The organism is Candidatus Erwinia dacicola (assembly GCF_001756855.1).
GTDB lineage: Bacteria > Pseudomonadota > Gammaproteobacteria > Enterobacterales > Enterobacteriaceae > Erwinia > Erwinia dacicola.
In genome coordinates, this window is the sequence record NZ_MAYS01000093.1 from 1 (window position 1) to 11,124 (window position 11,124).

At 54.9% G+C, this 11,124-nt stretch carries 10 protein-coding genes, 1 other RNA gene and 3 pseudogenes; 4 read left to right on the forward strand and 10 right to left on the reverse strand.

Annotated features, from left to right (window positions below; genetic code table 11):
* The 6 genes and pseudogenes from BBW68_RS02700 to BBW68_RS02725 all read right to left on the reverse strand — a co-directional run.
* The coding region (locus tag BBW68_RS02700; protein ID WP_148127486.1) for an IS6 family transposase at window positions 1-275 on the reverse strand (275 nt) is incomplete at its 3' end.
* Window positions 276-351: 76 nt separating this feature from the next.
* Window positions 352-495 (reverse strand): annotated as a pseudogene (locus BBW68_RS02705) (transposase); the annotation flags it as partial.
* 498 nt (window positions 496-993) lie between these two features.
* The gene (gene ubiI / locus BBW68_RS02710; protein WP_070133906.1) at window positions 994-2,193 is read right to left on the reverse strand and encodes an FAD-dependent 2-octaprenylphenol hydroxylase; all 1,200 of its coding nucleotides are present in this window, start codon (window positions 2,191-2,193) and stop codon (window positions 994-996) included.
* A gap of 13 nt (window positions 2,194-2,206) precedes the next feature.
* Window positions 2,207-3,379, reverse strand: a complete 1,173-nt coding sequence (ubiH, locus tag BBW68_RS02715) for a 2-octaprenyl-6-methoxyphenyl hydroxylase (RefSeq protein WP_070133907.1) — start codon at window positions 3,377-3,379, stop codon at window positions 2,207-2,209.
* A complete protein-coding gene (gene pepP / locus BBW68_RS02720) occupies window positions 3,376-4,692 on the reverse strand; it encodes a Xaa-Pro aminopeptidase (RefSeq protein WP_070133908.1) in 1,317 nt (438 codons plus the stop codon). The genes ubiH and pepP overlap by 4 nt, the downstream gene beginning before the upstream one ends.
* A 46-nt stretch (window positions 4,693-4,738) precedes the next feature.
* A pseudogene (locus BBW68_RS02725) lies at window positions 4,739-5,309 on the reverse strand (YecA/YgfB family protein).
* A 170-nt stretch (window positions 5,310-5,479) separates the two neighbouring features.
* Here BBW68_RS02725 and zapA point away from each other — a divergent pair.
* The 3 genes from zapA to BBW68_RS02740 all read left to right on the forward strand — a co-directional run bounded on the left by zapA (window position 5,480) and on the right by BBW68_RS02740 (window position 6,715).
* Window positions 5,480-5,809 (forward strand): cell division protein ZapA, encoded by a 330-nt coding sequence (gene zapA / locus BBW68_RS02730; RefSeq protein WP_070133909.1) that lies wholly within the window; start codon window positions 5,480-5,482, stop codon window positions 5,807-5,809.
* Between the two features lie 41 nt (window positions 5,810-5,850).
* A non-coding RNA gene (gene ssrS / locus BBW68_RS02735) (6S RNA) lies at window positions 5,851-6,035 on the forward strand.
* 92 nt (window positions 6,036-6,127) lie between these two features.
* A complete protein-coding gene (locus tag BBW68_RS02740; protein WP_070133910.1) occupies window positions 6,128-6,715 on the forward strand; it encodes a 5-formyltetrahydrofolate cyclo-ligase in 588 nt (195 codons plus the stop codon).
* A 46-nt stretch (window positions 6,716-6,761) separates the two neighbouring features.
* Here the strand turns inward: BBW68_RS02740 and serA are convergent, their stop codons facing one another.
* Entirely contained in the window at window positions 6,762-8,000 is a 1,239-nt protein-coding gene (gene serA, locus BBW68_RS02745) for a phosphoglycerate dehydrogenase (protein ID WP_070133911.1), read from the reverse strand.
* A 283-nt stretch (window positions 8,001-8,283) separates the two neighbouring features.
* Entirely contained in the window at window positions 8,284-8,943 is a 660-nt protein-coding gene (gene rpiA, locus BBW68_RS02750) for a ribose-5-phosphate isomerase RpiA (RefSeq protein ID WP_070133912.1), read from the reverse strand.
* 192 nt (window positions 8,944-9,135) lie between these two features.
* Between rpiA and BBW68_RS02755 the strand changes: the two genes are divergently transcribed.
* On the forward strand, window positions 9,136-10,035 hold the full coding sequence (locus BBW68_RS02755) for a LysR family transcriptional regulator ArgP (RefSeq protein WP_070133913.1): 900 nt from the start codon (window positions 9,136-9,138) through the stop codon (window positions 10,033-10,035).
* A 56-nt stretch (window positions 10,036-10,091) separates the two neighbouring features.
* On the opposite strand, the gene BBW68_RS02760 is transcribed toward BBW68_RS02755, so the two are convergent.
* Together BBW68_RS02760 and BBW68_RS02765 are read right to left on the reverse strand one after the other, a co-directional pair.
* Window positions 10,092-10,832 (reverse strand): oxidative stress defense protein, encoded by a 741-nt coding sequence (locus BBW68_RS02760; RefSeq protein WP_070133914.1) that lies wholly within the window; start codon window positions 10,830-10,832, stop codon window positions 10,092-10,094.
* Window positions 10,833-10,907: 75 nt separating this feature from the next.
* Window positions 10,908-11,124, reverse strand: a pseudogene (locus tag BBW68_RS02765) (IS256 family transposase); the annotation flags it as partial.

An 11,124-nucleotide genomic window follows, 5' to 3' on the forward strand; every position in this document is an offset into this window, starting at 1 on the left:
TACAGATAAGCCCAGCGTCCGTTGACCTTCACGTAGGTTTCATCGAGATGCCATGAGCCAAAACCGGAAGGTTGACGCCAGTACCAGCGCCGCCGCTTTTCCATTTCAGGTGCAGAACGCTGAACCCATCGATAAATCGTGGTGTGATCGACATTTACCCCTCGCTCAGCCAGCATCTCCTGCAGCTCACGATAACTGATGCCATATTTGCAGTACCAGCGGACGGCCCACAGGATAATATGACACTCAAAATGTCGACCTTTAAATGGGTTCATGTGCTGCTCCTTCAACTAAACAGTGGCATCAAGTTTACCATCGCCAGATCTTTGCAACAGTGCCGTTCTGACAGCCTTTCTGGTTCGCAAACTCATGGAATATCTTGCCCAATTCATGCCGCAGCGCACCATATAACCGCTGCTTCCAGCGTTTGGGGATATAAACCACGTGATATTTACAGTCCCATTCTGTATGGCTTAAGCTCTGGTAGTCTTTCATCACGAATCCTCATCTCTTGGCGGAGATTTCAGATTCGCGCGACTGACTTAAAGGTCAAACCTTTCGGAGTCCCTCGGCTTTGTCGGGGGTTTACCGGATTTATTTAATTACGGACAGGCTCCGAACCGGCAATGATAGCAAAAATTGCCGGGATCAGAAGCATCTAGGTGATTTTAGCATTGAGTGTATCAAACCTGTTATTCGTTCGTGTTTCCAAAGCGGCTAACTCTTGTATGAACTCTGCGCGGACACCTTGCACCTCTGTTCTGACGCTCTCAATATCGGCTTTGGTCGCAAAGCTTCCAGAGCGCGTGGTGACTATAGCCAGATCAATCTTAATCTACTGGGTATCCTGTTCCAGATGTTCAACTCGATCGCACAAACATTTCAACCAACCGAAAGACGCAATCCTTGCATCTTTAGCTATCAGATTGTTGGTGAATATGTGCGATTACGCTCAATCAGGGCCGCAGCCCCGATTCTTTACTGATGCTCAGCTTAGCTAGTCAGGTCGTGCAGCCCCATTGCCTGCTTCAACAGGCGTGGCTTAACGCCGGGAAGAGTGTCTGCCAGCGCCAAGCAAACATCGCGCAGCAGTTTCTTCGCAGGATGATTACCGTCAAACAGCTCGCGGAAACCCTGCATGCTGGCGAGCATCACCGCCGCACTATGCTTGCGGCTGCGCTCGTAGCGACGCAGATAAAGATGCTGGCCGATATCTTTGCCCTGCTGCTGCAGGCGCCTGACCTGGCCCATCAGCTCGGCGGCATCCATAAAGCCAAGGTTAACCCCCTGTCCTGCCAGGGGATGAATGGTGTGGGCCGCATCGCCAACCAGCGCCAGACGGTGAGCCGCGAAGTTGCGCGCGTATCGCCCCATCAGCGGGAAGGATTGACGCTCGCTTTCAACTTCACACAGGCCAAGACGCAGGTCGAACGCGACCGACAGCTGCTGGTTAAACACCGCCGCAGGTATCTCTTTCAGGCACAATGCTTCCTGCGGTGATAATGACCAGACAATTGAGCTCAGATGCGGGTCGCTGAGTGGCAGGAAGGCCAGAATGCCGTCACCGTGAAACACCTGACGCACCACCGCGTCATGCGGCTTCTCGCTACGGATGTTGGCAACCAGCGCATGATGCTGATAGTCCCAGAAAGTCAGCGGGATATCGGCTTTATTACGCAGCCAGGAGTTGGCACCATCCGCCGCGACCAGCAGACGAGCGGTCATCATGCTGCCATCCTGCAAGGTAACGAACGCTTCGTTGTCACCAAACGCGACTTGCTGTAACTGCGCCGGGGCGATCAGATTAATATCGTTGAGGCTTTCCGCATGTTGCCATAATGCTTGGTGGATCACCCGGTTTTCGATAATATGCCCGAGGTGCGCCAGCCCCAGCCCCTGCTGCTCATCGTCAAACGCGATATGGCCGAAGCTGTCGCGGTCCCAGACTTCCATACCGTGATAGGCACTGGCGCGAGCGGCGAGAATGGTGCTCCAGACGCCAAGATGCTGCAGCAGGCGTTCACTGGAGGCGTTGATTGCCGAGACGCGCAACCCAGGGGCTGCATCTGCCTCAACTGCTGTGGGCACTTCACGCTCCAGCACGGCCACGCGCAGCCCGCTGCCCTGTAAGCCACAGGCCACGGCCAGCCCGACTATACCGCCACCAGCGATGATTACATTATAGGTTTGCATTACTACTTTCTCCTCAACGCTTAATCCAGCCCAACGTGCGCTCGGCCAGCAAATTACGTAACAGCGGCAGATGATCCATCGCCAGCAGTCCCAGATTGCGCCCAATAACCAGCGGCGTATAGCGGTTTGCAAACAGTCGGACCAGCCCATCGGTAATGCCGATAGTGGCCTGCGCGTCCGGCTGACGGCGCTGCTGATAGTGTTGCAGGGTGGCGAATGCGCCCTGCCCGGCGCGCCATGCCGCCGCCAGCGTTTCCGCCAGCGACATCACGTCACGAATACCGATGTTAAAGCCCTGCCCGGCGATGGGGTGCAGGGTCTGTGCCGCATTGCCGACCAGCGCAAGACGATGACCAACATGCTGTGCAGCGGTTTGCAGCTGCAGCGGATAGCTATGGCGCTGGCCGACATGGGTAATGCGCCCCAGCCGCCAGCCAAATGTACGCTGCAACTCCGCAATAAAACGCCTGTCTTCCCAGCCGTCCACAGCGGATTTTTGCGCGAGCGGATGGCACCACACCAGCGAACTGCGCCCGTCTGACATCGGCAACAGCGCCAGCGGGCCATGTTCAGTAAAGCGCTCAAACGCCCGCCCCTGATGCGGTAGTTGAGTTGAAATATTGGCAATCACCGCGACCTGCTGATAATCCGTCCGTTGCCAGCTCATGCCACAGGCGGTTGCCACCTGCGAATGCGAACCGTCAGCGGCCACCAGCAGCTCGCCGCTGAGCGTCTCCCCACTGGCGAGCGTCACGCTGACGCTATCCTGGGCACGCGTCACCTGCGCCACTTTATCCGGGCAGCGCAGCGTGATCCCTGGCACCTGCTTCAGACGGTTGAACAGCCGCTGCCCGACCTCGTGCAGCTCAACCACCTGACCCAGTGCGGAAACGCCGTAGTCGGCGGCGCTGAGTGAAACAAAGTTGGCGTGGCCGCGATCGCTGACGTGAACGTCGGTGATTGCCGTGGTGCAGGAGGCCAGCAGCGGCCAGAGATCAATCGCGGCAAGCTGCTGACAGGTGCCTTCCGCCAAGGCAATAGCACGCCCGTCGTAGCCAGGATGCTCCCGGCTGGCAGGTTCTGTGGCTTCCACCAAGGTGACCGTCAGTTTTCCCTGAGTTAGATGGGAAATGGCTAACGCCAGCGTGGCTCCCGTCATCCCGCCACCTGCGATAATTATGCTCATGAACGCTTCGCTGCCGCCATTAGTGCTTCAATCTTATCCGCATCTTTCACTACCGTGTCGGTCAGGTTTTCATTGCCGTCTGCGGTGATAATAATGTCATCTTCAATTCGGATACCGATACCGCGATACTCAACGGGTACGTCCGCGTTCGGGGCGATATAGAGCCCCGGTTCGATGGTCAACACCATGCCCGCTTCAAGGACGCGGTCACGGTCAACACCGTAGTGACCGACATCGTGCACATCCAGCCCCAGCCAGTGGCTCAGACCATGCATAAAGAACTGGCGATGGGCATTTTCTGCAATCAGGGTATCGACATCGCCCTGCATCACGCTCAGTTCTACTAGGCCGCTCACCATAATCTTTACCACTTCCGCCGTCACTTCACGGATGCTAGTGCCGGGACGATACAGTTCCAGCGCCTTATTCAGCGAGGCCAGCACAATGTCGTAAATGGCGCGCTGCGGTGCACTGAATTTGCCGCCGACTGGGAAAGTGCGGGTGATATCGCTGGCATAGCCGTTGAGCTCACAGCCCGCGTCGATTAGCACCAGCTGATCGTCGCGCATCTGGCTCTCATTTTCGGTGTAGTGCAGAATGCAGCCGTTCTCCCCAGCACCTACGATGGTGTTGTAAGAGGGGTAACGGGCACCGTGGCGGTTAAATTCGTGATGAATCTCCCCCTCCAGCTGATACTCATACATTCCCGGACGCGATTTCTGCATGGCTCGGGTATGAGCCAGCGCGCTTATGCGGCCCACTTCACGTAGCACCGCCTGCTCTTCCGCTGACTTAATCAAGCGCATCTCATGCACCCACGGGTGCCAGTCGGTCAGCGTGGCCGGGGCAGAGAGATTCTGACGCGAGCCACGGCGCAGGGTGTCCAGCGCGCTGAACACGATGCTGTCAGCCCCGGAATACTGGCCCTGCGCGTGATACACCACGTCCAGCCCGTTAAGCAGCTGGTGCAGTTGCTCGCCGATATTGTCCCACGGCAGCGCACGATCCACCGCCAGAACCGTAGGCGCAGCATCCTGCCCCAGACGGCGACCAAACCAGATTTCAGCCGTGAGATCGCGCACGCGGTTAAACAGCACGCTGTGATTATGATTCTCATCGCTTTTGATCAGCACCAGCACCGCTTCCGGTTCATTAAACCCGGTGAAGTACCAGAAATCGCTATTCTGCCGGTATGGATACTTGCTGTCGTTGCTGCGAGTTGCTTCCGGGGCGGCAAAAATCAATGCCGCACTGGCTGGGTCCATTTTTGCTAACAGCGCCTGGCGGCGGCGCAAAAACTCTTGCTGGGTCATACGATCTCCTGAATAATGTTCCATTAAACCGCTTAGTAGCGACAGTTTAGTGCAGCGTTGGCTTTTTCATTATCATAATTGGTCGGCACGACACGGGTGAAGGTGTCGTGGCACAGCAGGGCCGCTACGCGCACATATTCGATCACCTCTTCCAGCGACTGCTCCAGCTCATCTTCATCTTTGTCATAGCCTAGCTGGGCAATGGTATGTAGATCGTCGATGGCTTCGCCGGTCTCCCCTCTCACTTTATCGAGCTTCGGCTGCGTGATGCCAAGACCGGGCAGGAAGTGATTCCAGCCCACCAGCTCATCGGCGCGATCAAACACGGTGATATCATCGTCCTCTGGCAGGTAAAGCTGGAACAGGAAGCCTTCATCTTCCAGCGAGTTGCTGGTCGCTTCGTGTAGCTGCTGCAAAGGCTGTGACAGCGTTTGTGAAAACTCCATCCCCTCGTTAGTCAGGTCGTGTACCAGCGATTGCCAGCTACTGTCCTAGTTGCCGCCACAGATCAATCCGCTGATCAGTTCGTGCATTTCGGCAGGGATCATTCCGACTCCCTGCTGCGTCAGTACTGAAGCTAGCTGGTCATAGCTCGGCATTGTGTTGGTTAGTGACATACGTTTTGGTCGTCGTTGGCGAGTTTAGTTCGTGATATGCTACCACTAGGTGCCTTAACGATTCCAGAAAGGGGTTGTTTCTTATATTAGGGGTAGTTACAGTGGTGCCCCTCCCAAGCCATTGAGTGGTAAGGGTGATTGCGGGCGCAGTAATCAGTCAGGAAGGTGGCATGTCTGCACAACCGGTAGATATTCAAATTTTTGGCCGTTCATTACGAGTAAATTGTCCGCCGGAACAGCAAGATGCGCTGAACCTGGCCGTCGAGGACCTCAATCAACGGTTGCAAGACTTAAAAGTTCGCACTAGAGTCACAAATACTGAGCAGCTGGTTTTCATCGCCGCACTCAATATTTGCCATGAACTGGCGCAGGAAAAAGTCAAGACTCGTGACTATGCGTCCAACATGGAGCAGCGTATTCGCATGCTGCAGCAGACCATTGAACAGGCATTGCTTGAGCAGGATCGCATAACTGAACGTACTGGTTCGAAGTTTGGATAACACTTCAACGTTAGCTATCATAGAGTGACGGTGAAGTAAAAAATTCTCTGAGATGTTTGCAAGCGGGTCCGCCCCTTGGGCCGATAATTAATACCAAAAAGAGTGTGACGCTCTGTAACCTGTGCGCAAGTTCGGTCCGTCCGAGAAGCCTGATGGTTACGACGGCATACTCACCTTGAACCATGGGTTCAAGGGTTACAGCCTGCGGCGGCATCTCGGAGATCCACATTTTTCAGCTCTCCCCTTCTTTTTGGCATTTACACTCCTAGCCTTATCCGGCAATCTGAAAACACCATCCGCATATGGAGTTGCCAGAACATGAGCCTTAATCTTCCCGACCGTCAGGATATCCGCATCCACGTCCGACACCGGTGGCGCGAACTCAGTGATGAGCAGCAGCAGCTTGCCGCCGCGCAGGTCACCGAACACGCGCTCAATTTTGCCCCGCTGCAGCAGGCAAAAAACATTGCGCTGTTTCTGTCGGTAGATGCTGAACTCAATACCCGCCCGTTAATCGCCAAACTTTGGCAGCGCAAACAGCAGGTCTATCTGCCCGTGCTGCATCCGTTTTCTGCGGGCCAGCTGCTTTTTCTGCTCTACAACGAGCATACTGATTTGAAGATTAACCGCCTGCGCATCCCGGAGCCACCGCTGAATATCCGTCGTCTGCTGCCGTTAAGCGAGCTAGATGTATTGATGGTGCCGCTGGTGGCGTTTGATGCCGAAGGGCAACGTCTGGGAATGGGTGGCGGATTTTACGACCGCACCTTGCAGAACTGGCAGCAGCATGGTTTTTTGCCCGTAGGGCTGGCGCATGACTGTCAGCAGGTCGATAAGCTGCCGGTGGCAAAGTGGGATATCCCGTTACCGGCGCTGATTACGCCGTCGAAGATCTGGCAGTGGTGATTATTGATAGGGGCGAGGCATGCCTCGCCCTAGGTCAGGCCGCCTTTTAATAAAGCAGACGGGCGCGAATGGTGCCCGGAATCGTCTTCATCAGCTGCAGCGCTTTATCAGCCTCATCCTGCGACGCATCAACATCAATCACCACATAACCCATCTGCGGTGTGGTCTGCAGATACTGGGCTGAGATGTTGATGTCCTGATCGGCAAAAATCAGGTTGATAGCCGTCAGCACGCCTGGACAGTTTTCGTGAATGTGCATCAGACGGCTGGCATTGGCACCGTGCATCGGCAGCGAGGCTTCCGGAAAGTTAACCGCTGACAGCGTTGAACCGTTATCAGAGTATTTCGCCAGTTTGCCCGCCACTTCAATACCGATATTTTCCTGCGCTTCCTGAGTTGAACCCCCAATGTGCGGGGTCAGGATCACGTTATCAAACTCGCACAGCGGTGACAGGAAGGGATCGCTGTTGGTAGCCGGCTCTTCCGGGAACACGTCAATCGCCGTGCCTGCCAGATGCTTGCTTGCCAGCACTTCGCACAGCGCAGGGATATCGACCACGGTGCCGCGTGAAGCGTTAATCAGCAGCGCACCCGGCTTCATCAGCGCCAGCTCTTCCGCACCCATCATATTCTGCGTCGACTGCGTTTCCGGCACGTGCAGGCTCACCACGTCGCTCATATTCAGCAAGTCGGAGAGATGCTGCACCTGGGTCGCATTGCCCAGTGGCAGTTTGTTTTCGATATCGTAGAAGAAGACGTGCATACCGAGGCTTTCCGCCAGCACGCCCAGCTGCATACCGATATGTCCATAGCCAATGATACCGAGCTTTTTACCGCGCGCTTCAAACGAACCTACCGCCAGCTTGTGCCAGACGCCACGGTGCGCTTTGGCATTAGCCGCAGGCACGCCGCGCAGCATCAGCAGCAGTTCGCCGATAACCAGTTCGGCTACGGATCGGGTATTGGAGAAAGGTGCGTTAAACACCGGAATACCGCGGACAGCAGCAGAGTGCAGATCAACTTGGTTGGTCCCGATGCAGAAGCAGCCGACGGCAACCAGCTTTTCGGCCACCGCAAAGATCTCTTCGGTGAGGTTGGTGCGCGAGCGAATCCCGATGAAGTGTGCATCGCGGATGGATTCTTTCAGCGCTTCGCTGTCCAATGTGCCTTTATGAAATTCAATGTTGGTGTAACCAGCAGAGCGCAGGTTATCAATGGCGCTCTGATGCACGCCTTCCACCAGCAGGAATTTAATCTTGTCTTTCTCCAGTGATACTTTTGCCATTTCCCGACCCTATTTAGCAGACTTCAATTATGGCTGATATGAGCCAGCCTTCTGTCAAGATAACAAAATTTACGCTTGCGGCAATACAAACGATTGCCTGACGCTCAGCACGGCGAGGCTCTAAGCCAGAACAAAGCGATAGAAAATCATCGTGCAATGCGCACGACCAAGAGGATAGTGCGGCAGGCAGGCACAATGTGCCATAAGTCACCAAATTTAGCTTGCAAAAGAAAAGATGTTTTTTGGCAAAAAAATATCCGGCGCCGCGTGGGCACCGGACAGATCATTTTTTGATGGTCTTTACGCCATCTGGCGTACCAATCAGTGCCACGTCGGCACAGCGCGCGGCAAACAGCCCAACGGTGACCACGCCTGGCAGCGCATTGATGGCGGCTTCCAGCTTAATCGGTTCCATAATTTTGAGATTATGCACGTCGAGAATAATGTTGCCGTTGTCGGTCACCACGTTCTGACGGTACTCCGGCAGCCAACCGAGCTTAACCAGTTCACGCGACACATAGGCACGCGCCATTGGAATCACCTCAACCGGAAGCGGAAAATTACCCAGCACATCAACCTGCTTGGAGGCATCCGCAATGCAGATGAAGCGATCGGCCACCGCAGCGATAATCTTCTCACGCGTCAGCGCCGCACCACCGCCTTTGATCATCTCCATCTGGCGGTTGATCTCATCGGCACCATCAACATACACAGCCAGCTGGTCGACTTCGTTAAGGTCAAAAACGGGAATGCGGTACTCTTTCAGCTTAGCGGTGGAAGCTTCAGAGCTGGAAACAGCCCCTTCGATCTGATGCTTAATCGAGGCCAGCGCATCAATAAAGTGTGCAGCGGTCGAGCCAGTGCCCACACCAACAATCGTGCACGGCGTGACGTAATCAAGCGCTGCCCAGCCAACGGCTTTTTTCAGTTCATCCTGCGTCATGGTATGTTTAAAACCTGTGCTGCATTGTATGCGTGTAGTATAAAACAAGGCTGCAAAAAAAACCGCTATGCGCGGCATTTGATTGGCAGGATTGGAATACAGCCCAATTCATAAAATGAGGTTAGCACGGCGCAAAATGCGTAAAATATGGCATAGTGCAATTTTCACACCTGAAAGAGAGTAGAACGACTGATGAAACGCCCGGATTATCGAACGCTTCAGGCGCTGGATGCAGTGATTCGTGAGCGCGGCTTTGAACGTGCAGCACAAAAGCTCTGTATTACCCAGTCTGCGGTTTCCCAGCGCATTAAACAGCTGGAGAATATGTTCGGACAGCCGCTGCTGGTGCGCACCGTACCACCGCGTCCGACAGAACAGGGGCAGAAACTGCTGGCGCTGCTGCACCAAGTTGAGCTGCTGGAAGAGGAGTGGCTCGGCGATGATAACGGCGACACCACTCCCCTGCTTCTGTCGCTGGCGGTCAACGCCGACAGCCTAGCAACTTGGCTGTTACCAGCGCTGAAAACCGTACTAACGGATTCGCCGGTGCGTTTGAACATCCAGGTGGAAGATGAGACGCGCACCCAGGAACGCCTGCGTCGCGGTGAAGTGGTCGGCGCAATCAGTATTCAGTCGCAGCCGTTACCGAGCTGTCTGGTTGATCAGCTGGGCGCGCTGGACTATCTATTCGTTGGCTCGAAAGAGTTTGCCGCCCACTACTTCCCGAATGGCGTTACGCGCTCCGCGCTGCTGAAAGCCCCGGCGGTCGCCTTCGACCATCTGGACGATATGCATCAGGCATTTTTACAGCAAAACTTTGACCTGTTGCCGGGCAGCGTACCGTGCCATATCGTTAACTCATCAGAAGCCTTTGTGCAGTTGGCGCGCCAGGGAACAACCTGCTGTATGATCCCACATCTGCAGATTGAGCGTGAACTGGCGGAAGGTGAACTGATTGATTTGACGCAGGGGCTGTTACAGCGCCGCATGCTGTACTGGCACCGCTTTGAGCCGGAGAGCCGGCTGATGCGTAAAGTGACCGATGCACTGCTGGTGCACAGCCATCGCGTGCTGCGTCAGAATACGGAATAACCGCATGCTAGGCATTTGTAAGGGCCGTTCTTCTTTTCCGATCGGCCAGTGCAGGATTAATAAGGGTTACGCTGCAGTTCAAACACCACATCAACTTGGTCGTCGAAGTGAATGCTCTGTTGCTCGTAGGTCTGCGCGGCAGACGTCATCGGAGCGGCATCTGCGGTTTCATACATGCGCGCCATCGGCATTGGCTGGTAGTTCGCCACGTGGTAACGGATGCTGTAAACTGGGCCAAGCTTGGTATTAAAGTCCTGCGCCAGTTTGCCTGCCTGCTTTGTGGCATCTTCAATCGCTGCTTTACGCGCTTTCGCTTTATACTCTTCAGGGTTGGCAACGCCCAGCTCCACTGAACGGATCTTATTTAGGCCCATCTTCAGAGCGCCATCCAGAAGATCGTTAAGCTTATTGAGCTTGCGCAGCGTTACCTGCACCTGACGCACCGCGCTGTAGCCTTTCAGAACCGATTTACCATCTTTAGCGTAGTCATATTCAGGTTGGATCCGCAGGTTGGCGGCGTTGATATCTTTCTTCTCAATACCGTTTTTATTGAGGAAGTCGAAATACTGCTGGACGAGGTTATCCGCCTGTTTCTTCGCTTCGCCCTCATCCTTCGCGGAAACATTCACTTCGATAGCCAGCGTGGCAATATCCGGTGTGGCATCGACGCTGGACTGCCCGGACGTCACCACATGCGGGCCACTTGGCAACTCGTCTGCCTGCGCAGTTAATGGCAGCATACCCAATCCAATCATTGCGGCTAGGGCCAGTTTAGTCAGCTTCACTGCTTCCTCCATGGGTATTTCATCGGCTTCATATAAGCAGCTGCCGCATAAAAGCTGAGTTATTGTCAAATCTGGTGTATGGAGCCATCAGGCAACGTTCCGGTCTGATGCTTCCTCTTCCACCTGTTCGCCGTCTTTGAACGGCAGGTTGTTGACCACCAGAGTCAACAGCTCGAAACCCTTAAGTCGATTCCAGTTCTTTTGTGCTGACTGGAGCAGCTTGAATACCATCGCCAGCGTCGTCGCCCTCGAGCCGCCGTTCTTCGCCCGCTTGCTCCGCAGCCTGACAGTCGCAAACGCTGAC

Coding starts and splice junctions, on each gene's coding strand:
- ubiI (WP_070133906.1), bottom strand. CDS start 2,193: ATGCAAACCTATAATGTAATCATCGCTGGTGGCGGTATAGTCGGGCTG.
- ubiH (WP_070133907.1), bottom strand. CDS start 3,379: ATGAGCATAATTATCGCAGGTGGCGGGATGACGGGAGCCACGCTGGCG.
- pepP (WP_070133908.1), bottom strand. CDS start 4,692: ATGACCCAGCAAGAGTTTTTGCGCCGCCGCCAGGCGCTGTTAGCAAAA.
- zapA (WP_070133909.1), top strand. CDS start 5,480: ATGTCTGCACAACCGGTAGATATTCAAATTTTTGGCCGTTCATTACGA.
- BBW68_RS02740 (WP_070133910.1), top strand. CDS start 6,128: ATGAGCCTTAATCTTCCCGACCGTCAGGATATCCGCATCCACGTCCGA.
- serA (WP_070133911.1), bottom strand. CDS start 8,000: ATGGCAAAAGTATCACTGGAGAAAGACAAGATTAAATTCCTGCTGGTG.
- rpiA (WP_070133912.1), bottom strand. CDS start 8,943: ATGACGCAGGATGAACTGAAAAAAGCCGTTGGCTGGGCAGCGCTTGAT.
- BBW68_RS02755 (WP_070133913.1), top strand. CDS start 9,136: ATGAAACGCCCGGATTATCGAACGCTTCAGGCGCTGGATGCAGTGATT.
- BBW68_RS02760 (WP_070133914.1), bottom strand. CDS start 10,832: ATGGAGGAAGCAGTGAAGCTGACTAAACTGGCCCTAGCCGCAATGATT.